Origin of the sequence: Sphingomonas sp. 22R3R2A-7, from assembly GCF_036856055.1 — a bacterium.
Taxonomy (GTDB): domain Bacteria; phylum Pseudomonadota; class Alphaproteobacteria; order Sphingomonadales; family Sphingomonadaceae; genus Sphingomonas.
Map to the genome: position 1 here is coordinate 450,009 of NZ_JASPFR010000001.1, position 25,373 is coordinate 475,381.

The 25,373-nt window shown below is 66.3% G+C and carries 25 protein-coding genes and 3 pseudogenes; 14 read left to right on the forward strand and 14 right to left on the reverse strand.

Annotated features, from left to right (window positions below):
• Positions 1–437 precede the first annotated feature (437 nt).
• Positions 438–956: a CinA family protein gene (locus QP165_RS02055; protein WP_333996913.1), complete on the forward strand. Its 519-nt coding sequence runs from the start codon at positions 438–440 to the stop codon at positions 954–956.
• Here the strand turns inward: QP165_RS02055 and QP165_RS02060 are convergent.
• The 5 genes from QP165_RS02060 to aspS form a co-directional block, all read right to left on the reverse strand.
• Positions 899–1,375 carry a type II toxin-antitoxin system RatA family toxin gene (locus QP165_RS02060; protein WP_333993477.1) on the reverse strand — a complete coding sequence of 159 codons (477 nt, stop codon included), beginning with the start codon at positions 1,373–1,375 and terminating at the stop codon, positions 899–901. The two genes, QP165_RS02055 and QP165_RS02060, sit on opposite strands and share 58 nt — an antisense overlap.
• Positions 1,375–2,289 carry a lipoyl synthase gene (gene lipA / locus QP165_RS02065; protein ID WP_443019348.1) on the reverse strand — a complete coding sequence of 305 codons (915 nt, stop codon included), beginning with the start codon at positions 2,287–2,289 and terminating at the stop codon, positions 1,375–1,377. Before lipA ends, QP165_RS02060 begins: the two co-directional genes overlap by 1 nt.
• A gap of 68 nt (positions 2,290–2,357) precedes the next feature.
• Positions 2,358–3,065: a PAS domain-containing protein gene (locus QP165_RS02070; protein WP_333993479.1), complete on the reverse strand. Its 708-nt coding sequence runs from the start codon at positions 3,063–3,065 to the stop codon at positions 2,358–2,360.
• Between the two features lie 156 nt (positions 3,066–3,221).
• Positions 3,222–3,995 (reverse strand): polyphosphate kinase 2 family protein, encoded by a 774-nt coding sequence (locus QP165_RS02075; protein WP_333993481.1) that lies wholly within the window; start codon positions 3,993–3,995, stop codon positions 3,222–3,224.
• A 105-nt stretch (positions 3,996–4,100) separates the two neighbouring features.
• Complete coding sequence (gene aspS, locus QP165_RS02080) at positions 4,101–5,924, reverse strand: aspartate--tRNA ligase (protein ID WP_333993483.1); 1,824 nt, start codon at positions 5,922–5,924, stop codon at positions 4,101–4,103.
• A 91-nt stretch (positions 5,925–6,015) separates the two neighbouring features.
• On the opposite strand from aspS, the gene rnd reads away from it, so the two are divergent.
• The 7 genes and pseudogenes from rnd to QP165_RS02115 all read left to right on the forward strand — a co-directional run bounded on the left by rnd (position 6,016) and on the right by QP165_RS02115 (position 12,503).
• On the forward strand, positions 6,016–7,191 hold the full coding sequence (gene rnd / locus QP165_RS02085) for a ribonuclease D (RefSeq protein ID WP_056023209.1): 1,176 nt from the start codon (positions 6,016–6,018) through the stop codon (positions 7,189–7,191).
• Positions 7,188–7,487, forward strand: a complete 300-nt coding sequence (locus QP165_RS02090; RefSeq protein WP_333993486.1) for an I78 family peptidase inhibitor — start codon at positions 7,188–7,190, stop codon at positions 7,485–7,487. Before rnd ends, QP165_RS02090 begins: the two co-directional genes overlap by 4 nt.
• Positions 7,484–7,972 carry an RNA pyrophosphohydrolase gene (locus QP165_RS02095; RefSeq protein ID WP_333993488.1) on the forward strand — a complete coding sequence of 163 codons (489 nt, stop codon included), beginning with the start codon at positions 7,484–7,486 and terminating at the stop codon, positions 7,970–7,972. Before QP165_RS02090 ends, QP165_RS02095 begins: the two co-directional genes overlap by 4 nt.
• Positions 7,973–8,022: 50 nt before the next feature.
• Positions 8,023–8,940, forward strand: a complete 918-nt coding sequence (locus tag QP165_RS02100) for a DUF481 domain-containing protein (RefSeq protein WP_333993489.1) — start codon at positions 8,023–8,025, stop codon at positions 8,938–8,940.
• A 38-nt stretch (positions 8,941–8,978) separates the two neighbouring features.
• Positions 8,979–10,183, forward strand: a pseudogene (locus QP165_RS02105) (hydrolase).
• Complete coding sequence (locus tag QP165_RS02110) at positions 10,180–11,241, forward strand: arginine N-succinyltransferase (RefSeq protein ID WP_333993490.1); 1,062 nt, start codon at positions 10,180–10,182, stop codon at positions 11,239–11,241. Before QP165_RS02105 ends, QP165_RS02110 begins: the two are co-directional and overlap by 4 nt.
• Positions 11,241–12,503 (forward strand): N-succinylarginine dihydrolase, encoded by a 1,263-nt coding sequence (locus tag QP165_RS02115; RefSeq protein WP_333993491.1) that lies wholly within the window; start codon positions 11,241–11,243, stop codon positions 12,501–12,503. The genes QP165_RS02110 and QP165_RS02115 overlap by 1 nt, the downstream gene beginning before the upstream one ends.
• Positions 12,504–12,553: 50 nt before the next feature.
• On the opposite strand, the gene QP165_RS02120 is transcribed toward QP165_RS02115, so the two are convergent.
• Together QP165_RS02120 and QP165_RS02125 are read right to left on the reverse strand one after the other, a co-directional pair.
• A complete protein-coding gene (locus QP165_RS02120) occupies positions 12,554–12,748 on the reverse strand; it encodes a hypothetical protein (protein WP_333993493.1) in 195 nt (64 codons plus the stop codon).
• A 102-nt stretch (positions 12,749–12,850) separates the two neighbouring features.
• Positions 12,851–13,354: a hypothetical protein gene (locus QP165_RS02125; RefSeq protein ID WP_333993495.1), complete on the reverse strand. Its 504-nt coding sequence runs from the start codon at positions 13,352–13,354 to the stop codon at positions 12,851–12,853.
• A gap of 351 nt (positions 13,355–13,705) precedes the next feature.
• Here QP165_RS02125 and QP165_RS02130 point away from each other — a divergent pair, with 351 nt between their 5' ends.
• The 4 genes and pseudogenes from QP165_RS02130 to QP165_RS02145 all read left to right on the forward strand — a co-directional run bounded on the left by QP165_RS02130 (position 13,706) and on the right by QP165_RS02145 (position 17,593).
• On the forward strand, positions 13,706–13,924 hold the full coding sequence (locus QP165_RS02130; protein ID WP_333993497.1) for a hypothetical protein: 219 nt from the start codon (positions 13,706–13,708) through the stop codon (positions 13,922–13,924).
• Between the two features lie 87 nt (positions 13,925–14,011).
• Positions 14,012–14,909 (forward strand): annotated as a pseudogene (gene cysD, locus QP165_RS02135) (sulfate adenylyltransferase subunit CysD).
• Positions 14,909–16,823, forward strand: a pseudogene (gene cysN, locus QP165_RS02140) (sulfate adenylyltransferase subunit CysN). The pseudogenes cysD and cysN overlap by 1 nt, the downstream one beginning before the upstream one ends.
• A 5-nt stretch (positions 16,824–16,828) precedes the next feature.
• The gene (locus QP165_RS02145) at positions 16,829–17,593 is read left to right on the forward strand and encodes a 3'(2'),5'-bisphosphate nucleotidase CysQ (RefSeq protein WP_333993499.1); all 765 of its coding nucleotides are present in this window, start codon (positions 16,829–16,831) and stop codon (positions 17,591–17,593) included.
• Here the strand turns inward: QP165_RS02145 and QP165_RS02150 are convergent.
• The 6 genes from QP165_RS02150 to QP165_RS02175 all read right to left on the reverse strand — a co-directional run bounded on the left by QP165_RS02150 (position 17,590) and on the right by QP165_RS02175 (position 23,373).
• Positions 17,590–18,324, reverse strand: a complete 735-nt coding sequence (locus QP165_RS02150; RefSeq protein WP_333993501.1) for a Crp/Fnr family transcriptional regulator — start codon at positions 18,322–18,324, stop codon at positions 17,590–17,592. The two genes, QP165_RS02145 and QP165_RS02150, sit on opposite strands and share 4 nt — an antisense overlap.
• A 132-nt stretch (positions 18,325–18,456) precedes the next feature.
• Entirely contained in the window at positions 18,457–18,843 is a 387-nt protein-coding gene (locus QP165_RS02155) for a ribonuclease HI family protein (RefSeq protein WP_333993503.1), read from the reverse strand.
• 1 nt (position 18,844) lies between these two features.
• Positions 18,845–20,068 carry a YihY/virulence factor BrkB family protein gene (locus QP165_RS02160; protein ID WP_333993505.1) on the reverse strand — a complete coding sequence of 408 codons (1,224 nt, stop codon included), beginning with the start codon at positions 20,066–20,068 and terminating at the stop codon, positions 18,845–18,847.
• Between the two features lie 112 nt (positions 20,069–20,180).
• Positions 20,181–21,473: an ABC transporter permease gene (locus QP165_RS02165; protein ID WP_333993507.1), complete on the reverse strand. Its 1,293-nt coding sequence runs from the start codon at positions 21,471–21,473 to the stop codon at positions 20,181–20,183.
• Positions 21,474–21,484: 11 nt separating this feature from the next.
• Complete coding sequence (locus tag QP165_RS02170; protein WP_333993508.1) at positions 21,485–22,678, reverse strand: ABC transporter permease; 1,194 nt, start codon at positions 22,676–22,678, stop codon at positions 21,485–21,487.
• A complete protein-coding gene (locus tag QP165_RS02175; protein WP_333993510.1) occupies positions 22,675–23,373 on the reverse strand; it encodes an ABC transporter ATP-binding protein in 699 nt (232 codons plus the stop codon). Before QP165_RS02175 ends, QP165_RS02170 begins: the two co-directional genes overlap by 4 nt.
• A gap of 157 nt (positions 23,374–23,530) precedes the next feature.
• On the opposite strand from QP165_RS02175, the gene QP165_RS02180 reads away from it, so the two are divergent.
• A complete protein-coding gene (locus QP165_RS02180) occupies positions 23,531–24,136 on the forward strand; it encodes an arylesterase (RefSeq protein WP_333993511.1) in 606 nt (201 codons plus the stop codon).
• Between the two features lie 90 nt (positions 24,137–24,226).
• Entirely contained in the window at positions 24,227–24,946 is a 720-nt protein-coding gene (locus QP165_RS02185) for a Crp/Fnr family transcriptional regulator (RefSeq protein WP_333993513.1), read from the forward strand.
• A gap of 16 nt (positions 24,947–24,962) precedes the next feature.
• Here QP165_RS02185 and QP165_RS02190 read toward each other — a convergent pair whose 3' ends face one another.
• Positions 24,963–25,298: a hypothetical protein gene (locus QP165_RS02190; protein WP_333993515.1), complete on the reverse strand. Its 336-nt coding sequence runs from the start codon at positions 25,296–25,298 to the stop codon at positions 24,963–24,965.
• Positions 25,299–25,373 lie beyond the last annotated feature (75 nt).

Consider the following 25,373-nt stretch of genomic DNA (forward strand, 5'->3'; position numbering starts at 1 on the left):
AGGCGATGACCCTGGTCGCGCTGCCCGACATCATCCGCGAGACAGGGCGCGTCTGCGCGGCGCAGCTTCCCGCGACCAGCCTCGTACGCAACCAGTCGAGCGCGCTGATCGGCCGCTATCAGGGCGAAGCCGATCGTGCCTGGCCGTCCGCGCGTGCGGCGATCGTCAAGCTGAGCGACCCGGCGGTCGATGCGCTGCTCGATTCCGAGTTTGCGCGACCGCTGCTGACCAGCCTTCTCGTTCCGCAGATCGTCGGCCGGATCGCGCCACGCGACTGCGGGACGATCGACCGGCTGATCACGCTGCTACAGCCCCTCCCCGCGCAACACGGCGGGCATCGTGGTCGAGACGCTGCGCTATCTGAAGGCCGACAAGGCGCGTCAGGGCGTCCGGATGGTCCCCGACCTGCCCTTGTGCACGCTCCAGGGAAATCGCTGATGGATACCGTCCTGCCCCCCGAACTGATCGATGCCGCCCGGAAGGTGGTCGAGGCGAACAAGGCGCTTGGACGACGCGTCGCCGTCGCCGAGAGCTGCACCGGCGGGCTGGTCGCGGCGGCACTGACCGAGATCCCCGGCTCTTCGGACGTGTTCGAGATCGGTTTCGTCACCTATTCCAACGACGCGAAGCTTCGCCTGCTGAAGGTCAGCGCCGACGTGCTCGAAACGTTCGGCGCGGTGTCTATCGCAGTGGCGTGGAGCATGGCGCAGGGGGCGCTGGAGAAATCGGGCGCCGACGTCGCGGTCGCGATCACGGGCATCGCCGGCCCGGGTGGCGGCAGCGCCAAGAAGCCCGTTGGCACCGTGGTGTTCGCCCGTGCCGAAAAAGGCGGCGATCGCAACGACGTCCATGCCGACCGCCGCGACTTCGGCGATCTGGGCCGCGGTGGCATCCGCCTTCAGGCGGCGCTGTGTGCGCTCGAACTGCTGATGCCGGTCGACGATCCCGCGCCGTAAAGCTCGGCGGCGCGTGTCTCGAACGCGCCGATCATCTTGCGCAGCGCCGAGCCGAAGACCTGGCCGGCAATCAGCTCGAACATCCGGTTCTTGAACGCGAAGTCGACCGTGAAGTCGACCGCGCATCCGGTATCGGTCGGCCGGAAATGCCAGTCGTTGCGCAAATATTTGAGCGGACCATCGACATAATCGACCGAAAGGTCCGTCGGTCGCGTCTTTTCGACGCGTGAGGTGAAGGTCTCGCGCAGCCCCTTGAACCCGACGATCATGTCGGCGAGCGTCTCGCTCTCGCTATCGCTCCGGACGCGCATCGCGCTGACCCACGGCAGGAATTCCGGGTAGCGACGGACGTCGGCCACCAGGTCGAACATCTGTTCGGGTGTATAGGGCAGATGGCGCGTTTCGGTATGCTTGGGCATCAGTCGCGAACGACCCCCAGCTTGGCATCGCGGTTGGCGCGCAACTTGGCGAAATCGTCGCCGGCATGATAGCTCGAACGCGTCAGCGGCGACGAGGCGACCAGCATGAAGCCCTTCGCGCGCGCGATCGAGGCATAGGCGTCGAACGCCTTGGGCGTGACGAACTCGGCGACCTTCGCATGCCGCGGGGTCGGCTGAAGATACTGACCCATCGTGAGGAAATCGATGTCGGCGCAGCGCATGTCGTCCATCACCTGATGGATCTCAAGCCGCTCCTCGCCAAGACCCAGCATCACGCCCGACTTGGTGAAGATCGACGGATCATGCCGCTTGACGCTCTCGAGCAGCCGCAGCGACGCGTAATAGCGCGCGCCCGGCCGGATCGTCGGATAGAGGCGCGGCACCGTTTCGAGGTTGTGGTTGTAGACATCGGGGCGCGCCTCGACGATCGACTCGATCGCCGCCTGCGCCTTGTTGCGGAAATCGGGTGTCAGGATCTCGATCGTCGTCGTGGGGTTCGACCGGCGGATCGCCTGGATGACCTTCACGAACTGCGATGCACCACCATCGGGCAAGTCGTCGCGATCGACCGACGTGATGACGATGTGGTTGAGCCCCATCTGCGCCGCGGCGTCGGCGACGTTCTGCGGTTCCATCGCATCGACCTTGCGCGGCATGCCCGTCTTGACGTTGCAGAACGCGCAGGCGCGTGTGCAGGTGTCGCCGAGGATCATCACGGTCGCGTGCTTCTTCGACCAGCACTCGCCGATATTGGGGCAGGCCGCCTCCTCGCACACCGTCGTCAGGCTTTTCGACCGCATCAGTTCGCGGGTCTTGGCAAAGCCCGCCGAGGTGGGCGCCTTGACGCGGATCCAGTCGGGCTTGCGCGCGCGAGGGATGGCAACCGTGGTCATGTCGTTCATGGTGGCGAGATAGCGATCCCGGCTATCCGAGACAACATGCATGCGGATTTCTGCAGGTTTTACATGAAGGGATCGGGTTTCGGCACCGCGGCCACCGCGGTGATGTAGCGTTCGGACAGATAGCGTTCGAACCGCTGGTGCGCGTCGCACGACAAGCGGAATGCCACATTGGCCAGTTGCGTATCGTCGCCGATTTCATAGTCGACGAGCCCCTCCGCACTCAGCGCGCGCATCCAGCGCGTGACGTTGACGACACTCATCCCGAGCATCTTCGCGACGTCCGCCATGCCGAGCACGCGCCCTTCCGCCTCGCTGATATAGGCGGCGAGGAGGATGTCCCATGCGCTGTCGGCAAAGAGCGATGCCGAGAAGATTTCGGTCCGCGCACGCCGCGCCTCGAACGTCAGCCGCGCCGTCTTGAGCAGCGCTTCGGGCCGCATCGTCGAACTCGGCTGTCTGCCGTCCTGAACCACGATGTGAATACGGACGCCCTCCGACGTCCGCGACGCGATCGACACATGGCTCTGAATCCAGAGGTGCGATGAATCGCTTCGGATCAGCCGTTTGACCGTACTGACGGGGATGCCATTCGACTGCACCTGCGAGAACAGGTGCATGCACCGCTCGCGATCGGCGGGCGCGGTGAAGTCGAACAGGTTGCTCCCGATGAGTATCTCGGCGGGCGCACGCAACGTCGCACAGATCGCCGGGTCGGCCTCGACGATTACACCCGCCATGTCGATCATCATGCATCCGAGATTGGTCATCGCCAGAGCCTTGTCAGGCAGCCGCGACGCGGATGCACCCCTTGAATAAGCGGGACTAACAGTCGACGCGACACCCGTGCGCTAACATGGATTGCATATGTGACACGAAATTCATGTTGATCCCGCGAACGTCAACATCACGAGGCTGCGGCCGGATCAGAGCTTCAGTGCCTTCTTGGCAACCTTGAGTACCGCAGGATCGAGCGGCGGCGGGACCATCCGGACGCCAGCCTCCAGCCGATCGGCGATCACCGTCAGCGCGGCGATCCGCGCAGCCTTCTTGTCATTGCCATCGATCACGACCCAGGGCGCCTCGGCGGTATCGGTGCGCTCGAACATTTCGTGCATCGCCTCCAGATACTCGGCGCGCCGCGACCGGTTGTGATAATCGTCGAGCCCCGTCTTCCAGTGCTTCCACGGATCGCGAAGCCGCGCCTTGAGCCGGCGGTCCTGCTCCTCCTGCGTGATATGGACGAAGATCTTGATCAGCGTGGTATCGTTGCCGATCAATCCCGCCTCGAACGCGTTGATCGCGTCATAGGCGCGGCGCCATTCGGCCTCGCTCGCGAATTGCTCGACGCGTTCGACCAGGACGCGGCCGTACCAGCTCCGGTCGAAGACCGCGATCGACCCGTCGGCGGGAAGCCGTTGCCAAAAGCGCCACAGGAAATGATGCGCCTTTTCGTCGCTGCTGGGCGCGGCGATCGGCCAGACCCGATAGGTGCGAGGATCCCACTCCGCCGACAGCCGCTGAATGATCCCGCCCTTGCCCGCGGCATCCCAGCCCTCCAACATGACGACGGCCGGACGCTTGTTGACGATGTGCGCGACCTGGATGTGCTCCAGCCGCTTCTGCAGCGCGGCGAGATCACGCCGATACCGGCCATCATAGTCGGCGCCGGCTTCATACTGCGTGAGATCGATCGACATGGGACGCTCCGTAGTGGAATGGCTACGGAAACGCCCCCGTCCGCCATTCGGCTCCAGACGACGGGGGCGGTCCAGGTTTTTCCGGCTGATCGTCGCCGGGCAGGGTCAGCCGCCAGTCGGTGCGACGACCTTGGCCGGATCCTTCGGACCATCGACGGTCAGGCGGATGTTGAGTTCCTTGAGCTGCCTGGCGCTGACCGGGCTCGGCGCGCCCATCATCAGATCCTCGGCCTTCTGGTTCATCGGGAACAGCACGACCTCGCGGATGTTGGGCTCGCCCGCGAGCAGCATCACCATCCGGTCGATCCCGGGTGCAGAGCCGCCATGCGGCGGTGCGCCGACCTTGAACGCGTTGATCATGCCCGCGAAGTTCGTGTCGACATCGGCCTGCGTGTAGCCCGCGATCTCGAACGCCTTGTACATGATCTCGGGCCGATGGTTCCGGATCGCGCCCGACGACAGTTCGACGCCGTTGCAGACGATGTCGTACTGGTACGCGAGAATATCGAGCGGATCCTTGGTCTCCAGCGCGTCCATCTCGCCCTGCGGCATCGAGAACGGGTTGTGGCTGAAGTCGACCTTCTTGGCGTCCTCGTCATATTCGAACATCGGGAAGTCGACGATCCAGCAGAATTCGAAGCGGTTCTCGTCGATCAGGCCGAGATCCGCACCGATCCGCGCACGCGCAGCGCCGGCGAGCTTGGCAGCGGCGAGCTCCTTGCCGGCGGCGAAGAAGATGCCGTCGTTGGGACCGAGGCCCATCTCGGCGATGAGTTTCCGCGTCGCCTCCTCGCCGTGGTTCTTGGCGATCGGGCCGCCCAGCTCGCCGTTCTTCTGCGTGATGTAGCCGAGCCCCGCATGACCTTCGGCGCGCGCCCAGTCGTTCATGTCGGTGAAGAACTTGCGGCTCTTCTCCGCGGTGTTCGGCGCGGGGATCGCGCGCACCACGTCACCGCCGGCGACGATACCCGCGAACAGGCCGAAGCCCGAATCGACGAAGTGATGGCCGACGTCGTGGATCAGGATCGGGTTGCGCAGATCGGGCTTGTCGCTGCCGTATTTCAGCATCGATTCGCGGTAGGGGATGCGCTTGAACGGGAGCGCAGACACTTGGCGTCCCTTGCCTTGCCAGTCGGCGAACTCCTCGAACACGCCGTGCAGGACGGGCTCGATCGCGTTGAACACGTCGTCCTGCGTGACGAAGCTCATCTCGAAATCGAGCTGGTAGAACTCGCCCGGCGAACGATCGGCGCGCGCGTCCTCGTCGCGGAAGCAGGGGGCGATCTGGAAATAGCGGTCGAAGCCCGCGACCATCAGCAGCTGCTTGAACATCTGTGGCGCCTGCGGCAGCGCGTAGAACTTGCCCGGATGCACGCGGCTCGGCACCAGATAGTCGCGCGCGCCCTCGGGCGACGACGCGGTCAGGATCGGCGTCTGGAATTCGGTGAAGCCCTGGTCGTTCATGCGGTTGCGCAGCGAGGTGATGACCTTCGAGCGGAGCATGATGTTCGCGTGAAGCCGTTCGCGACGCAGGTCGAGATAGCGATAGCGCAGGCGGATATCCTCGGGATATTCTGCTTCGCCCGCGACCGGCATCGGCAGCTCGCCGGCCATCGACTGGACCGTCGCGGCGGTCGCGCGGATCTCGATCCCGCCGGTCGGCAGGTTCGGGTTCACCGCCTCGGGTGCGCGTGCGGTGACCTTGCCGGTGATCGTGACGACGCTCTCGCTCTTCAGGCCCTCGATGACCTTGAAGACGGGGCCGGACACGTCGGTGACGATCTGCGTGATGCCGTAGTGATCGCGCAGATCGATGAAGACCAGGTCGCCATGATCGCGCTTCTTGTGAACCCAGCCCGACACGCGGACCTCCTCGCCGACCTGTTCGGGACGGAGGGCTGCGCAGTTATGGGTGCGATAGGCGTGCATGATGGGTCTTCTCGGACGATAAACAGGTGTCTCGCGCTTCCCTTCCTCACCCGCCTTTGTCAACCCGGACTACCCTCGCTATGGAAACGTCATGCATATCCACCCGCTTATCTCCGACAGTGCCACGCTCGCCAATCTGTGCGCGCGCATGGCCGACGCCGACTATGTGTGCGTCGACACCGAATTCATGCGCGAGAGCACCTATTACCCGGAGCTGTGCCTGATCCAGATCGCCGACGACAAGGAAGCCGCGGCGATCGACCCGATGGCGCCGGGGATCGACCTGAAGCCGCTGCTCGACCTGCTCGTCGAGAATCACGACGTGCTGAAGGTCGTCCATGCGGGCGGGCAGGATATCGAGATCGTCTACAACCTCACGGGCAAGACGCCCTTCCCGCTGTTCGACACGCAGGTCGCGGCGATGGCGCTCGGCCAGGGCGAGCAGATCGGCTATTCGAACCTCGTCGACAGCTGGCTCGGCATCGCGGTCGACAAGGGCGCGCGCTTCACCGACTGGGCACGCCGCCCGCTCGATGCGCGGCAGATCGAGTATGCGATCGGCGACGTGACGCATCTGTCGAAGATCTTCCCCAAGATGCTCGAGCGCCTGCGCAAGACGGGGCGCGGCCAGTGGCTCGATCAGGAGATGGAGCGGCTCGGCGATATCGCCAATTATGCCAACGATCCCGACCTCGCCTGGAAGCGCGTCCGCATTTCGGGCCGCAAGCCGGACGTGCTGGGCCGGCTCAAGGCGCTCGCTCGCTGGCGCGAGCTCGAGGCGCAGGCAAAGGACCTGCCGCGCGGCCGGATCGTCAAGGACGAGACGCTCGGCGACATGGCGGGGCATCCGCCCAAGAAACAGTCCGATCTCGCACGCGTGCGCGGCCTGTCGGCGACCTGGGCGGGGAACGACATCGGCAGCCGCCTGATGGCCGCGATCGAAGGCGCGATGCCGCTCGGCGATGACGAGTTGCCGCCGCGCGACGATCGCAAGCCGGGGCTTGGCAAGGAAGGCTCGCTGGTCGCGGATCTGCTCAAGCTGCTGCTCAAAATCCGCTCGCGCGATATCGACGTCGCATCCAAGCTGCTGGCCCGCACGGACGAACTCGAAGCGCTCGCCGCGGGCGTCCGGCATGGATTGCCGATGCTCGAAGGATGGCGCTTCGATCAGTTCGGTCGCGATGCGCTTGACCTTGTCGAGGGACGGCTGGCGTTCGCGGTCATCAACGGCAAGCTCAAGATGACCCGCACCGAGGATGCCGCATGAAGTACGCGCTTGCCGCCGCCGCACTGGCCGCCGCCGCCTGCACCCCGGTCCAGCTCCGCGACCCGGCCCCCGCCCCGTCACCGGCTCCGTCCGCAAGCTGCAAGCCCGACGCGCTCGGCGATCTCGTCGGCAAGCGGGCAAGCGACGCGCGCGCCGACGTGATGCAGGCGCGCTCGGGCGCCCGGACGCTCCGCTGGATCGCACCCGATACGGCAGTGACGATGGACTTTCGACAGGATCGCCTGAACGTCTATGTCGACTCGAAGGGTCGGATCGAGCGTTTCACCTGCGCATGACCAACACCACCACGCTCCCCTACCGCCCTTGCGCGGGTATCATGATGATCGACCGGCGGGGGATGGTCTTTGTCGGCCAGCGTCTCGATACGGCGATCGAGGCATGGCAGATGCCGCAGGGCGGGATCGACCCCGGCGAAGACGCGCAGGCCGCGGCGCTGCGCGAATTGTGTGAGGAAACCGGGGTGACGCCCGACAAGGTCGAACTGATCGCCGAGGCGCCCGGCGAGTTCACCTATGATCTCCCCGCCGAACTCATCGGCAAGGCGTGGAAAGGCAAGTGGCGCGGGCAGCGTCAGCGCTGGTTCCTGTACCGGTTTCTGGGGGTCGACGCGGACATCGCGATCGATACCCCGCACCCCGAATTCGGCGCGTGGCGATGGATCGAACCCGGCGAACTGCCGGCCGTCATCATACCATTCAAGAAATTGCTTTATGAAAAGGTGCTGGCCGCTCTCGCGCCACATCTTGGCGCACCGAGGTAGCGCTATACCGTTCCCATTCCGCGAGATCGACGTTACGGAACGCTGTGCGCGTGACCCGTTTCTCCTTTCTTGCCATATCGGCGTCGGCTGCGGCCATGTGCTCGGCCGCCGCGCCCGCGGCAGCGCAGATGGTGATGATTCCGGAAACGATCCGCGCGATGCTCGACGCGGCGCTCGAGGCGGGCAACGAGAACGACGTCTCGACGATCGTCAAATACGCGCGCGCGGCGGACCCGCTGAGCGGCGATGCGGTGCTCGCGATCGCCGAGAAATGGAAGGCAGACCGCGCGGCACAGCGCACGCAGGTCATCCGCCAGGCGAGCTTCCTCGATCTCTGGAGCGGCAAGGCGGAGGTCGGCGGCTACCTCACGACGGGCAATTCGGATACCGCCGGCGGGAGTGCCGTCCTCGATCTCAACCGCGAAGGCCTTCGCTGGCGTCACAAGTTTCACGGTCAGGCGGACTATCAGTCGAACCTCAACATCACGACGCGCGAGCATTATCTCGCGTCGTACGAGCCCAACTACAAGTTCGACGATCGCGCCTACCTCTATGGCGCGCTTCAGTATGAAGGCGACCGGTTTCTCGGCTACAACAACCGCTACTCGGCATCGGTCGGTGCGGGCTACAGCGTGCTGAAGACGGCACGGACAAGGCTCGATCTCGAACTCGGCCCGGCCTATCGGAATACCGACTTCACCGACGATACGGTCCAGAGCGCGATCGCCGCACGCGGGACGATGAACTTCAGCTGGCGGATCACCAACGGTCTGTCGGTCAGCCAGATCGCGTCCGCCTATGTCCAGCGATACAACAGCACGCTCGGCGGCACGACCGCGCTCAACGCCAAGCTGATCGGCCCCTTGTCGGCGTCGCTGTCCTATACGGTCCAATATGAAAGCGAACCGCCGGTCGGGTCGATGACCACGGACACGACGAGCCGCGCGTCGCTGGTTTACAGTTTCTGACGGTTCCCCCGCGCGCGCGTCCTCGCTAGGGTTCGCGCATGAGAGGACTTTCGCCCAACGAGGCACGGATCATCGGGGGCATCGATCCTGCCCCCATGCTGCAGCAGGTACAGACCTGGTCTGCGGTCAATAGCGGTACGCGGAACCTGCCCGGCCTCGCCGCCATGGCGGGGTTGCTGGGCGACGCGTTCGCGACGCTGCCCGGCGAATTGACGCTGGTGGAGCCCGACGCCGCCGAGACCGTGGCGCCCGACGGCCACGTCTCCGCGACCGAGCATGGCCGACACATTCATCTGCGAGTCCGGCCCGACGCGCCGGTCCAGATGCTGTTCACCGGCCATATGGACACGGTCTATCCGGTCGATCACCCGTTCCAGTCGCTCCGCACGATGGGCGACGGCACGATCAACGGGCCCGGCGTCGCGGACATGAAGGGCGGGCTCGCGGTGATGCTGGCCGCGCTTCGTGCGGTCGAGACGAGCGCGGGATCGGGTCGCCTGGGCTATGAGGTCGTGATCAATTCCGACGAGGAGACCGGCTCCTTCTCGTCGGCCGGGCTGCTCGCGCGTGCCGCCCGGGGCAAGGCCGCCGCGCTCACCTACGAACCCGCGCTCGCCGACGGTACGCTTGCCGGCGCGCGTGGCGGGACGGGCAACTTCTCGATCGTCGTTCGCGGCCGCAGCGCGCATGCCGGCCGCAACCCGGAGGAGGGCCGCAACGCGGTCGTCGCGGCGGCGGATATCGCGGTGCGCCTCGCGCGGATCGCCGGCCCCCGGCTGGCGGTCAATCCGGCCCGGATCGAAGGCGGCGGCCCCAACAACGTCGTCCCCGATCTTGCGATCCTGCGCATCAATTTCCGCCCCGCGACGCTCGACGACATCACCCGCGCGCAGTCGCATATCGACTCGGTCGTCGCGATGGCCGCGGCCGAACACGATGTCGCCATCACCGTCCATGGCAGTTTCAACCGCCCACCGAAACCGATCGACGACGGCGCGACACGCCTGTTTGCGCTCGTGAAGACCAGCGGCGCGGATCTGGGGCTCGACATCGCGTGGAAGGCCACGGGGGTGTCTGCGACGGCAACAACATCGCCGCGGCGGGCGTACCCGTCGTCGATACGATGGGTGTGCGTGGCGGCGCGATCCACTCGACCGACGAATACATGATCCCCGACAGCCTGGGCGAACGCGCCGCGCTGTCGGCACTCACCATCCTGCGACTCTGCGAGAACGGCCTATGACCTTCCGGATCCGCCCTGCGGTCGACGACGATCTGCAGCCGCTCTACGAAATGGCCAAGCTGACCGGGGGCGGGTTCACCAACCTCCCGCCGGACCGCCGTGCGTTGCGGGCGAAACTCGATCGCAGCCATTCTGCGTTCGCACGTGCCGATGCCGATGTCAGTTACGATGGGAGCGTTCGCGACGAGCTGTTCGTGCTTGTTCTCGAAAACACCGTGACCGGGGACGTTCGCGGCACCTGCCAGCTGTTCACGCATGTCGGACAGAGCTGGCCGTTCTACAGCTACCGGATCGGCCAGCTGACGCAGCACAGCAAGGAATTGTCGCGGACGTTCCGCGCCGACATGTTGAGCCTCGCGACCGATCTCGAGGGATCGAGCGAGGTCGGCGGGCTCTTTCTCCACCCCGGCGAGCGTGCTGGCGGCCTGGGGCTGTTGCTGGCGCGCAGCCGCTATCTGTTCATCAAGGCACACCGCGCGCGGTTCGCCGACCGGATCCTCGCGGAGCTGCGCGGAATCATCGACGAAGCCGGCGGGTCGCCCTTCTGGGACGGGCTTGCCGGCCGGTTCTTCGGGATGAATTTCCAGGATGCGGACCAGTTCAACGCGATCAACGGGCACCAGTTCATCGCCGACCTGATGCCCAAGCACCCGATCTACACCGCAATGCTGTCCGAAAGCGCGCGTGCGGCGATCGGCCTGCCCCACCCGTCGGGCCGTGCCGCGATGCGGATGCTCGAGAATGAGGGGTTCGCGTTCGAGAACTATGTCGACATCTTCGATGGTGGTCCGACGATGACCGCGCGTACTGATCGCGTCCGGTCGATCGCCGAAGCGCGTGACGCGACCGTCGCCGCGATCAGCCCGCGTGGATCGATCGACGGTGGCACGCAGTCCCTCGTCGCGACGGGCAGCCTCGTCGCGTTCCGCTGCGGCTTTGGCGATGTCTCCGTCGGCGATCCCGGCGCCGGGGCGGATACCGTGATCGTCTCGGCCGAGTGCGCGGAGACGCTTGGAATCGCGGCGGGTGACCGCGTGACGCACGTGGCGAGGCTCTGATGGCGTTCGGGACGATGATAGAGATCAATTTCGACGGGCTGATCGGGCCTAGCCATAATTATGCGGGGCTGAGCCCGGGCAATCTTGCTGCGACGCGCAACGCGGGGGGCATCGCTCACCCTCGGGCCGCCGCGTTGCAGGGGATCGCGAAGATGCGCGCCAATCTCGATCTCGGCCTCGCTCAGGGCATCCTGCTCCCGCATCCCCGCCCCGACCATGGCTGGCTGGCACGTCTGGCGACCAGCTATGCAGACGCGGCGGGGCACCTGCAGGCGCAGGCGGTATCCGCATCGGCGATGTGGGCGGCGAATGCCGCGACGGTGTCGCCTGCGCCCGATACGCGCGACGGACGCTGCCACCTGACCGTCGCCAACCTTGGAACGATGCCGCATCGCAGCCACGAATGGCCCGCGACGCTCGCGCAGCTTCGGGTCGCGTTCGCGCACGACGCGTTCGCCGTTCATCCGCCGATCCCGCTGCCGTTCGGCGACGAGGGCGCGGCGAACCATATGCGGCTCTGCGCGACACATGACGCGGCGGGGGTCGAGATCTTCGTCTTTGGCGAGGCGGGCGGGCCCTTCCCCGCGCGCCAGCACCGCGAGGCGAGCGAAGCGGTCGCGCGCGCGCACCAGCTCGATCCTGCCCGCACGCTGTTCGTCCGTCAGTCCGATGCCGCGATCGCTGCCGGCGCGTTCCACAACGACGTCGTCGCCGTCGCCAATGGCACCGTGCTGTTCACGCACGAACACGCCTTTGCCGACAGCGAACGCGTCTATGCCGATCTCCGGCGGTTGATGCCGGGCGTCGAGATCGTCGAGGTTCCGGCAGCGCGCGTCAGCCTTGCCGATGCGGTGTCATCCTATCTCTTCAACGCACAGCTTGTCTCGCTCGACACCGGGATGGCGCTGATCCTGCCCGAGGAGGCGCGCGCCAATGCCGCGGTCTGGGGGTGGCTTCAGGAGCATGTCGCCGGCAACGGCCCAATCCGCCGTCTCGAGGTTGTCGATGTGCGCGAATCGATGGCCAATGGCGGCGGCCCGGCCTGTCTGCGCCTTCGCGTCGTCGCCGCCCCCGCGACGATTGACCCCCGATTCCTCGTGGATCACGCATCGCTCGACCGCATCGCCGCGATCGTCACGCAACACTGGCCGGACCATATCGCGCCATCGGACATCGGCGATCCGGCATTCGTACGACGGATCGAGACGGCGCGCGCCGCGCTGCTGAAGTCGCTCGGTCTCGGCGATCTGATCGACAGCTGAGCAGAGGCGGCGGAACCCGCGGGCGCGGGATCGCCACGCGGTAACGGCCGCTACCAGTCGTTTGCGACGTGGCGCGGATGTTTGCGCCGGTCGGTTTCGCCGAACAGGAACACCTGCATCTGCGGGACACAGGTGCCCGCCAGCGCGACGATCACAGCCGCGAGCGCGGAGATGCCCCAGACCAGTTCGACTATCAGCAGTATCGTTTCCAGCATACTCGACCACCACATGTTGCGGCGCAACATTGTACGTTTCGCAGCGCCACCTGAAGCGCGAAGCGTCGAACCGATACTAATTTCAGTTAGTGCGTGTCGGATGCGCGGGGTGAATGCCGACGTGCCCGGAGGCTATTGCGCGGGCGGGTCGAGCGTCGATGACAGCGCTGCCGCGTTCGCGCGCTGCGTGATCTTTGCGTCTTCGATCAGCGCAAGTCGCAGTGCCTCGCCTTCCAGATGGACCGCAGGCATCCCGTTTCGATAGGGCTCGATGGCAGCCTGTTGACGGTGCGGGTCGGCGTGCCGCCGTTGATACCCGACTGCGCGATCGCTGGAACGGGCGGGGCGTTTCGGAGCGATCACACGCGGGTCGCTGGGCGGCTCGACCGGGTTTTCTGCCAGCTCGGCGATGGCGGTCGGATTGTCAGCCGGTTCGGGCACGGCAAGCTCGGGCGCGCGTCTTGCGGGCAGGTCGCGAGGCATAGTCCTCGCCGCAATGACCGAGCCTTGGCGGGGCATCGCGGCGCGTGGTGATGGCCGCATATCGACGTCGGAAGGCCGCAAGGCGATCAGCATCGCGATGCCGACCACGATCCCGAACATGACCACGCCGACGCCCGCGACGGCGAGCAGCATGCGATTGCTCCTCGCCCGCCCCGGCAAGGTGCGCGCGTCATCAAGTGGCGATGCCGAAAGAAACCCGTCCAGGCGGTCATCATCTGCAGGCATGTTCGTTCCTCGGAATAGCAGTCACCCTTGGTCATGAACCGCATCGGCTTGAGGCTGGGCGTTTGCGGGTGCGGAGGCAACCCCAGGCCGCTGGTAGCAAGGCGTTCGTCATCGCGGCGTCGGCTCGGATTGTTCCCCCGTGCGGGTCGGGCTTCCAGGCGAATGCTGCCCTGTCGGGTTAATTTACATTTAACCATGTTCTTCAAGTAAAAAACCGCAGAAATCCGCCGGTGGCGCGACCCTTGCATCGATAGCTTCATGTGGAACCGCTTTGCCCGCCTGTTCATTATCAAGACCAAGTTCGAGGCGTTTCTCGTCATCTATGGCCTTGGGCTCGGCGCCGTCGAGCGCGGTCGGCATTATATGGAGCAATATCCCGGCTATGGCGGGTGGCTGCTGTTTGCGGCCTGCTCGACTGCCGTGTTCATGGCCGGCGGGCGATTGATCGATTCGGTCGCAAACCGCCCGCCCGACTGATCGTACAGGGGGTAGCCGCCGTCGCGCTTTGCCGGTCAACACTTTAAGTTGGTCGCACGCCCCGCGGACATGCTTATCTGCAGCGGCATGACAGCGCTTACTCACCTGCAGCGGCTCGAGGCCGAAAGCATCCACATCCTGCGCGAAGTCGTCGCCGAGGCGGAACGGCCGGTGATGCTGTATTCGGTCGGCAAGGATTCGGCCGTGATGCTGCATCTCGCGAAGAAGGCGTTCTTCCCGGCGCGCCCCCTTCCCGCTGCTCCATGTCGATACGACGTGGAAATTCCGCGCGATGTACGAGCTTCGCGATCGCGCCGCCGCGGATGCCGGGATGGAACTGATCGTCCATACCAACCCCGACGCGCAGGCGCAGGGGATCAATCCGTTCGACCACGGCAGTCGCCACACGGATATGTGGAAGACCGAGGGGCTGAAACAGGCGCTGACCGCGGGCGGCTATGATGCGGCGTTCGGCGGTGCGCGGCGCGACGAGGAGAAGAGCCGCGCGAAGGAGCGCATCTTCAGCTTCCGCTCCGCGAGCCATGGCTGGGATCCCAAGGCGCAGCGTCCCGAACTCTGGCGGCTCTACAACACGCGCATCGCGCGGGGCGAGAGCATCCGCGTCTTTCCGCTGTCGAACTGGACCGAGCTCGACATCTGGCAATATATCCTCGCCGAGGGGATCGAGATCGTCCCGCTCTATTTCGCGGCCCCCCGCCCCACCATAGAACGCGACGGCATTGTGTTGATGGTCGACGACGAGCGCTTCCGGCTCCGCGACGGCGAGGTTCCGGTCGAGCGATCGATCCGCTTCCGCACGCTCGGCTGCTACCCGCTGACGGGCGCGGTGGAGAGCGAGGCGGCGACGCTGCCCGCCGTGATCCAGGAGATGCTGCTGACGACGACCAGCGAGCGCCAGGGCCGTGCGATCGATCACGATCAGGCGGCCAGCATGGAAAAGAAGAAGCGCGAGGGGTATTTCTGATGACCGCCTATACGCCCGAAGCGCTGATCGCGTCCGACATCGACGCCTATCTTGATACGCATGCCAACAAGTCGATGCTGCGGTTCATCACCTGCGGTTCGGTCGACGACGGCAAGTCGACGCTGATCGGCCGGCTGCTCTACGATCTCGAAGACGATCTTCGCCGATCAGCTCGCGACGCTCAAGGCGGACAGCCGTCGGGTCGGAACCCAGGGGCAGAATATCGACTTCGCGCTGCTCGTCGACGGTCTGGCCGCCGAACGCGAGCAGGGTATCACGATCGACGTCGCCTATCGCTTCTTCTCGACCGAGAAGCGCAAGTTCATCGTCGCGGATACGCCGGGCCACGAACAATATACGCGCAACATGGTCACCGGTGCCTCGACCGCGGATCTTGCGGTGATCCTGATCGATGCGCGCAAGGGCGTGCTCACCCAGACGCGGCGCCACAGCTATCTTGCGCATCTCGTCGGCATCCGCGAGATCGTCCTGGCGGTGAACAAGATGGATCTCGTCGGGCATGACGAAGCGCGCTTCGACGCGATCGTCGAGGAGTATCGCATCTTCGCCGCCTCGATCGGCATCAGCCGGTTCGCCGCGATCCCGTTGTCCGGGCTGACGGGTGAGAACGTCGCGACGCCCGCGCCGGCAATGCCGTGGTATACCGGCCAGCCGCTGCTCGCGCATCTCGAGTCCGTCGCGATCGAAGCCGATGCGCGCCAGGCCCTCGACTTTCGCCTGCCGGTCCAATGGGTCAACCGGCCCGACCTCGACTTTCGCGGCTTTGCGGGGACGATCGCGAGCGGGGTGGTGTCGCCCGGCGACCGTGTCCGCATCGTGCCCTCGGGAAAGACGACGACGATCGCGCGTATCGCGACGCTTGACGGCGACCTTGCGCAGGCGGTCGCGGGCCAGTCGGTGACGCTCGTGCTGGCCGACGAGGTCGACTGCTCGCGCGGCGACGTCATCGCGGCCGCCGATGCACCGCCCGAGGCGGCGGATCAGTTCCTCGCGACGCTCGTCTGGATGGCGGACGCGCCGCTGGTGCCGGGCCGCAGCTATCAGCTGAAGATCGGTACGCAGCTCGTCGGCGCGACCGTCCAGCCGCCCCGCCACGTCGTCGACGTCAATACGCAGGCGGAACTGTCCGCGCCGACGCTTTCGCTCAACGATATCGGCGTCGCGGAGGTGTATACCGACCGGGCGATCGTGTTCGAGCCCTATGACGCGGGTGCCGAGCTCGGCGGTTTCATCCTGATCGATCGCGCGACCAATGCGACCGTCGCCGCGGGCATGATACAGTCGGCGCTGCGGCGTGCGCAGAACGTGCACTGGCAGTCGATCGACGTGACGCGCGAGGCGCACGCCGCGCAAAAGGGCCAGACGCCGCGAATCCTGTGGTTCACGGGTCTTTCGGGGTCGGGCAAGTCGACGATCGCCAATCTCGTCGAGAAGCGGCTGTTCGCGCTCGGGCGGCACAGCTTCCTGCTCGACGGGGACAATATCCGTCACGGGCTGAACCGCGATCTCGATTTTACCGAGGCGGGACGGATCGAGAATATCCGGCGGGTCGGCGAGGTGGCGCGGCTGATGGCCGATGCGGGCCTGATCGTCCTGACCGCGTTCATCTCGCCCTTCCGCGCCGAACGTGACATGGTGCGGGCCATGGTGGACCCGGGCGCTTTCGTGGAAATCTTCGTCGACACGCCGCTGGCGGCCGCAGAGGCGCGCGACGTCAAGGGCCTCTACGCAAAGGCGCGGGCGGGCGAGATCGCCGACTTCACCGGCATATCGAGCCCCTACGAGGCGCCCCAGCGTCCCGACATCCGCATCGATACGACGCGCGAAACCCCCGAGGCCGCGGCGGAACGCATCGTCGAGCATGTCCTTGGCGTCTGGAGCTACGAGCTTTGACGGCAATGTCCGAGCGTGACGACGATGGTGCGCGCGCCGACGCGCAGCTCGCGCGGTCGCTTGCACTGGCCGCGGGCGCGCTGCTGCTCGAGATCCGCGCGCGTGGGACACTGTCGGGCAAGGCGCTGGGTGACGCGGGGGACCGTGAAGCCAACACGCTGATCATCGATCGGCTTCGCGCCGAACGGCCCGACGACTTCATCCTGTCGGAGGAGTCGCTCGACGACGGGCGGCGATGCGCGGCGCGGCGCGTGTGGATCATCGATCCGCTCGACGGCACGCGCGAATATGCCGCGGGCCTCGACGACTGGGCCGTCCATATCGGGCTGTCCGTCGATGGCGTGCCCCATGTCGGGTCCGTCGCCGTCCCGGCGCGCGATGCGGTGCACACCACCGACGATCCCGTCCATGTCCGCCGCGAGAGCCGATCGCCGCCGCGTATCGTGGTCAGCCGGTCGCGCGCACCCGACATCGCGCGGCTGGTTGGCGAGACGATGCACGCGACGATGATCCCGATGGGCTCGGCGGGCGCAAAGGCGATGGCGGTCGTCGACGGACGCGCCGAGATATACCTCCATGACGGGGGACAGTATGAATGGGACAATTGCGCACCCGCGGCGGTCGCGATGGCGGCGGGGCTGCACGCATCGCGGATCGACGGCAGCCCGCTCGTCTACAATTGCGTGGATCCGCTTCTTCCGGATCTGTTGATCTGCCGCCCCGAGCTCGCCGGTCCGGTGCTGGCCGCCATCGCCGCCGCGCGCCGCTAAGCCGACTGCATACCGAGATGGAGATAGCGGACCGAGAAGTCCGCGACCTGGCGCAGCGCGGTCCAGCTCGGGAAGCTGACCTGCCGGCCGTTGCGAACGATCAGTCCCTCGACTTCGAGCGCGCGCAGCGTCCGGTTGATATGGACCGCGGTCAGCCCAAGCGCGTCGCCGATCTGCTCCTGCGTCATCGGAAAGTCGTAATCCCGACCGGGCGTCAGCCCTTGCGCATCGAGCCGTGCCGCGAATTCGCAGAGCAGGTGTGCGAGCCGCGATCGCGCATCCCGTCTGCCGATGTTGAGCACCCATTCGCGGAAGATCGATGCCTCGACCAGCGCGGCAACGAACAGCGCGTGTTCGACCCCCGGCCGCGTCCGGGCGAGCGCCTGCACCGCAGCGCGCGGGATCGTCGCCACGTCGGCGGAGGTCAGCGTCTGGACATTATGGTCGGCGACCTTGAGGTGAAGATGCTGCAGGTCGAGCATGTCGCCCGGAATGTGCAGGGATATAATCTGGCGTAGCCCGTCGCTGGTCAGTTTCTGGCGGAAGGCATAGCCGCTGATCAGGACCGCGTATTTGTCCGGCCGGTCGCCTTCGCGGACGAGATACGCCGACGCGTCGAAGGTGCGCACCGTATGGGGCAGCGCAAGTAACGCCGCCCGGTCCTCCGCGTCGAGCGGCGCATGCGTTTCCAGCTTGCGGATCATCGGCGTGAGCGGTGGGTCGGTGGTCATGGCATAGCTTCCGCGGTTGGGCGGGAGCACACGCATCTCTCGGTCGTCGACGGCCATCATAGAAGCGACGATGACGCACTATATCATGGATCAACATCGATCACATGGTCTATGTTTCGTCTGTCCTGTCCCTCACCGCGGATGACGTCGCGCCAGTGCGATCCCGGCAAGGTTTTGCGCCCTGCCGATGTGGCGCAGCCGGACCGTCTCGAAACTGGCGGCCGCGGTCTGAAATTGCTTCAGGTGTGCACGCAGGCTGTCGGAACGACACGGCACGGTTCCGCGCGCCTGGCTGATGACGAGCATCGAATCGCCGCGAAGGTCGACCCTTGCTGCCCCGAGGTCCCGCGCGACATGCAGCGCGTGGATCGCAGCCATCCATTCTGCATCGCTGTTGTCGCCAGGACCCAGGTCGGTGACGATATGCTCGACGCCCCGTACCACCACGGCGATTTCGATCGCGCCGGGATTGGGACGGCTGCCTCCGTCGAAGTAAAGACGCAAGGCGCTTATCGCCACCTCACGCCTCCCGCGCGGCGTCGGTATCGCTTTCGCTATCCCGACGTGTCCAGGCGAGCCCCGCACCGATCACCATCATCGCGATCCCTGCCTTCGCCGACCCACGCCGCAGCGCCCCAAGGCCGCCGACCGTCATCAGGAACGCGGGCATTCCGGCGCCTGCGACCTGCGATGCCACGCCCGCCTGCGCGGTTCGCACCCCGATTCCCGGCGCGGCCCGGACGTCTTGCCCGACCTTCTGACCCGCGTCCGACGGCACCGCGTCGGGCTGGCGCACGCCATCCGCCACGGCCGCCCCACGCTGACCGATCGGCCGGTCGGGTCCGACCGTCGTGTCCGCCACGGTCTGGTGCTCGAGCTCGGCGTTGAGTTCGGCCCCCAGCAGGAAGACATAGGCGGACAGCCAGAGCCATGTCAGCAGCACGATCACTGCACTCAGCGATCCGTAGGTCGCGCCGTAATTACCGAAGTTCGAGGCGTAGAAGCCGAAGCCGACCGTCGCGGCGAGCCAGATCAGCGTCGCGGCGAGCGAACCGGGGGTCAGCCACACCCATTTCGCGTGCTTGCGGTTGGGCCCGAACCGATAGAGGCACGCCGCCGCCGTCACCGCCAACGCCGCGAGCACGGCATAGCTGACCATGCGCAGCAGCGTGAGGACGATCGTTGGCGCTGCGGGTATGAGGCTGTCGAGCAGCGCGAATGCCGCCGTCGAAAGCGCGGCCGTCAGCGCAAGGATGACGGCCCCCGCGGTGATCGCGAACGACAGCGCATAGGAAGCGATGAACCCGCGCGTCTCGCTTTCCTCGTACGCGATGTTGAGCGCCGTCACGATCGACGACGCGCCTTTCGAGGCGCCGTAGAGCGCGAGGACGAGCGCGAGGATGAGGCCGAACCCCTTCTTGCCCTCGGACGTGCTGACGACGGTCGCAAGCTGGTCACCGATCACCCGCGCGGCATCTGCAGGCAGCACCCTGAACAGCCCCCGGATGTTGGAGACGACGGTCGCGGTATCGGCGACGAGCCCATAGATCAGGACGATCGATGCGAGCAGCGGGACGATCGCGGCAAACGCGTAGAACGCGGTTCCTGCCGCGATCAGGCCGATATTGTCGCGACCGGCCTCGGCCCAGCTCCGCTTGAGGACGGCCCACCACGCGCCGCCCGACATCGACCACGGGTTCGCAACATCGACGGCATCGCTACCGTCAGCCAATGTCCTCGTCACCTTCGCTTCCCCTTTTTCGGGCATCATCCGACGCGCCGAATGCCCATTTCTCCTCCATCTAACGCGGGGGCCCGCAATTGGTGCCCCCTGTCACCGGACCCACGATGCGCGATCACAGCTGGCGGAGCGCGCGTGCGGGTCGCGCACCGAGGATCGGCCAGCTGCTGATCAGCCCGATCGCCATCGTCATCCCGCCGCCCGCCATTACGGTCAGCAGGACCGCCGGATAGCTCGGCAACCAGGTGAAGCTGAAGACCTGCGTCACGACATACCAGGCGCCCCCAAGGCCGAGCAGCAGCGCGAACCCGACCAGGATCAGCGTCAGGACCGCATATTCGAGCGCCTGCACGCCGAGCACCTGCCAGCGCGTGGCGCCAAGCGTGCGCAGGATCACGCCGTCATAGGTTCGCGCCTCGCGTGCGGCCGCGATCGCCCCGATCAGCACCGCGATCCCGGCGAGGATCGCCACCGACGCCGCTGCGGTGATCGCGGTGCCCATCTGCGACACGATCGTGCGGACCTGGCCGATGACGTCGCGGACCTCGATCACCGAGATCGACGGGAACGCGGCGGCGAGCGCGCGCATCACCCTGCCCTCCTCGCCCTTGTCGAGATCGATCGTCGCGGCGAGCATGTGCGGTGCATCCGCGATCGCGTTGGGCGAGAACACCATCACGAAATTGAACCCCAGCGTGTCCCAGCTGATCCGCCGGAACGACGCGATCCGCGCCTGTCGTTCGACGCCCAGCAGCGAATAGCTGATCGGGTCGCCGATCCTGAGCGACAGTGCCTTGCCGAGACGCTCGTCGATCGAGACCAGCGGCGGCCCCGCATAGCCGCGCGGCCACCACCGCCCGGCGACGATCGTGCTGCCGCTCGGGACGTCTTGCGAATAGGTGAGCCCGCGCTCGCCGCGCAGCGCCCAGGCGCCTTCGGGCAAGGTCTTGAGATCCGCCACGCGGGTCGAGCCATAGCCGGTGATCGTGCCGCGCATCGCGGGGACGGTCTCGATCACGGGATGCCGCGCGACCCCCGTCACGATCCGTGCGAAGGCCTTGGCCTGCTCGGGGGGAACGTCGAGCGCGAACAGCGCCGGCGCGCGTTGCGGGATCGTCCGCTGGATGTTCGCATCGATGCTCGTGCGGATCGCCGCGAGCAGGACGAACAGCGTCAGGCCCAGCCCGAGCGCGACGACCAGCGTCGTGGTGCGTGCCCCCGGCCGGTGCAGCGCCGCGAGCGCGAGCCGCAGCAGCGGCCGGCGAGGCCGCGGGATCATCGCCGCACCGCGCTGCACGAGCCACCCGAATCCTGCGAGCAGCCCGAGCACGCCAGCGACCGCGGCGAGGAAACCCGCGCTGAGCCGTGGCTGCTCGGCCGTCGCCAGCGCCAGGCCGACGATCGCCATAACCGCACCCCCTACCCATAGAAGCGTTGCGCGACCCCCGTCGTCCCCCCGCTCAGGCTCCCCCTCAGCAACCCCGCTGCCGGCACCCTCCCCGCGGCGATCAGGGGCGGCGCAGTGAACGCCAGCGCGATCAATAGCCCGTAGGCCGCGGCCAATGCGAGCGGTGCCGGATGCACGGCAAATCGCGGGGCGACCGGCAGGACGTCGCCCGCCACCGCGACGATCAACGGTATTGCCGCCACCCCCGCGAGGAGGCCGGCAGAAATGCCGACCGCCGCGACCGCGCCGATCTGCAGGCTGTAGATCCGTGCGATCATACCCGACGTGGCACCGAGCACCTTCAGCGCCGCGATGCTCCGACGGCGCGCGATGAGATAGGACGATACGCCGTTCCCCACCCCAATCCCCGCGATGACGAGCGCCGCCAGCCCCACCAGAAGCAGAAACTGCCCCATCCGCTCGACAAATCGCGCCGCCCCCGGCGCCGCGCGTCCGCGCGTCTTGGTTTCCCACCCTGCATTGGGGAACCGGGCCTTGATCCGGTCGATCGCGGCTTGCGGCGCGACCCCATCGGGGAGCCTCACGCGATACTTGCTCTCGTACAGGCTGCCGGGCTGCACCAGTCCGGTTCGCGCGATCCCGTCCAGCGACACGATCGCGACCGGCCCCAAGGTGAAGCCCTCGCCGAGACGGTCGGGTTCTTCCGTTAGAACCCCCGTCACGACGAACCCGGCACGGCCCAGATTGAGCGCCGCTCCTTTACCGATCCCCATCCGCTCGGCCAGCGCCGACGAGATCCAGACCCCGTCGGCAGGCAACGTTGCACGGCCGGCGCGCGGTGCGAATGCGAGCGCGCCGTACAGCGGATAGGCGCTGTCGATGCCCTTCAGCTCGATCGGGACACTCGTGCCGCGGCGTACCGCCATCGCCTGCATCCGAACGGTCTGCGAGACGCGGCCCAGCTGGCCCATTGCCGCGCGTTCGTCCGCCGAGGCAGCACGCTGTGAGGCGGCAAATTCGACGTCGCCGCCGAGGATCGTGCTGCCGCGAGCGGAAAGCTCGTCGTCGATAGCCTGGGTGAGGCTGCCGATCGCGGCGAGCGCGCCCACGCCGAGGAACAGACAGGCGAGCAGGAGTCGGAGCCCGCGGAACTGGAGGTTGAGCTCCCGCCGGGCGATGCGCCATGCCACGCGAAAGTCGTTCACGCGCGATGGTCTCCGACGATCCGGCCGTCACCGAGCTCCACCGTGCGGTCGCACCGGGCGGCGAGAACCGGGTCATGCGTGATGATGACCAACGTCGCGCGCGTCGCGGCGCGGCGTTCGAACAGCAGATCCATCACCGCCGCGCCCGTCGCGGCGTCGAGATTGCCGGTCGGCTCATCCGCAAAGACAAGGTCGGGGCGCGGCCCCAGCGCGCGGGCGATCGCGGTGCGCTGCTGCTCGCCGCCCGACAGCTGCGTCGGATAATGACCAAGCCGGTGAGCCAGGCCGACCGCCTCGAGCTCGGCGCGCGCGCGATCGAACGCATCGTCGATGCCCGCGAGCTCCATCGGTACGGCAACGTTCTCGAGCGCCGTCATCGTCGGCAGCAGATGGAATGCCTGCAGGACAATCCCGATCCGCCCCCGTCGCGCGCGCGCCAGATCGTCTTCGCTCAGCGCGGTGAAGTCGAGCCCGGCAACCCGAACATGACCCGACGTCGCCTGCTCAAGCCCCGACAGCACCGCCATGAGAGACGACTTGCCCGATCCCGACGGACCCAGCAATGCGACGCTCGATCCGCGCGCGATATCCAGATCGATGTTGTTCAGGATCGGCGTGGCCGCGGTCGATGTGCCTAGCGTCAACGTGACATCGCGGGCCGATATCACCATATCGTCGGAAGCTGCTTGTGACATGGAGATCTTTACGTTGGAGCGATATCGGTCCTCATATGCGGTCGCGGCCGTCCTTCTCCAAGCCTTGGCCGTCGCCGGCTGCAATCGGCCCGACGAGTCGACGACGTCGTCGTCCGATCGCGAACCATCCGCCGTCGCCGCGACGAGCCAGAACGCCGTGACGGACAATGTCGTGGCGATGCCCGCGCCGCCGGCTGGTGCTCAGCGGCTGATCCTCGCCTTCGGTGACAGCCTCTATGCAGGCTATGGCGTGGCACGTGGTCAGAGCCTGCCGGACGTCGTACAGGCGAACCTGCGTCGGGCGGGCACTAATGCGACGATCGTCAACGCGGGCGTATCGGGGGACACCAGCGCCGCTGGACGGCGGCGCTTTGCCTTCGCGCTCGACAGCATGGCCCGCAAGCCTGACCTGATCCTGCTCGGTCTGGGCGGCAACGACGTCTTGCGGCAGATCTCGCCCGCGGAGACGCGGGCGAACCTGACGGCGATGATGGACGAGGCGAAGCGCCGCGACATTCCCGTCGTCCTCACCGGCATGCGCGCGCCCCCCAATCTGGGTGCCGACTATCAGCGCGCATTCGATATGATATGGCCCGATCTTGCCAAAGCCTATGATGCGCGCCTCTACCCCTTCATCCTCGACGGGGTGATCGGGCAGCCTGCGCTCATGCAGCGCGATTATGTCCACCCGAATGCCAGCGGGATCGATCATATCGCGGATCGTCTTACGCCGATCGTTATGGGACAGCTTGGTAAAGGCTGATACGGCCCTAACCGGTTGACGATCGCGAGGCGTAGTCTCAACTGGCCGAATAATCTGTGTTACGGGGGCGGAACGATGCATCGAAGTGGGTTGATTGCACGGCTTGAGAGGCATCTCGTGCTGACCGCGGGCGAACGCGAGGCGATCACCAGTGCGGAACATCGTGAAGTTCGCCTGAAGCCCGGCGAGATCCTGATGGCGGAGGGCGGGCTCAGCGACACGCTGTTCGTGGTGCATTATGGCTGGCTGCACTCGTCTGCGAAGCTCTCGACGGGCGGGCGTCAAATTCTGCGCTTCCATTATGCAGGCGACCTGATCGGAACGTCGAGCATCGCGTGGTCGGTGGCCTCGGCGACGTTGACGGCGGTATCGGACAGTACGGTGATGGAGCTTCCGAAGGTCGAGCTCGGCCGGATATTTCGCCAACAGCCCCGGCTTGCCGGTCTGCTCTATGCCATCGCCGCCGCGGAAAACGTCGCGATGAGCGACCGGCTGACGTCGATCGGCCGCAAGGGTGCGACCGAACGACTGACGACGCTGCTGCTCGATATCCTCGCCCGGCTGCGCGTGACGGCAGGCGGCGTGATCGATTCCTATGATCTGCCGCTGACACAGAGCGACATCGGCGACGCGCTCGGCCTCACGAAGGTGCACGTCAACCGGACGATCCGTGCGCTCGAACGCGATGGCGTCATCGAACGCAACGGGCGCCGGCTTCGTCTGATCGACCCGGACTCGCTCATGCGGCAGACGGGGTTCGTCGATCGCTACGGCGAGATCGAAACCGCGTGGCTTCCCGCAGCCCCCTGAAGTGGGAGGCGGCCGGTTAGTTCGGCTCGACGACGAACAGCGTCACGCCTTCATATTTGATGTCGTGCGGGTTGAAGATGGCATCGGTCTTGAACCCATCCTCGTCGACCGCGATATCCTTCAAACCGGCAAGCTTGAACGTCCCCAGCTTGATCTCGCGCGGGGGCTGGCCATCGCGCAGCAGCGTTACCGCGTCGACGAACACGTCATCGTGCTTGGTGAACAGGATGTGCGGCGCGAGCTTCACGTGCATGCGGTTATAGACGGCAGTCACACACCGTCGCTGCGCGATCGCCTGCAGCAATAGCGCGTTGGCGTTCGAAGGGACGGTACCGGTCGTGTCAGCAGGCATATTGTGCATCGCAGCATAGTTGGGAATCAGGCGCCGTTCGCACGAACGTTCGGCGTCTGACAAGGATAAACGGAC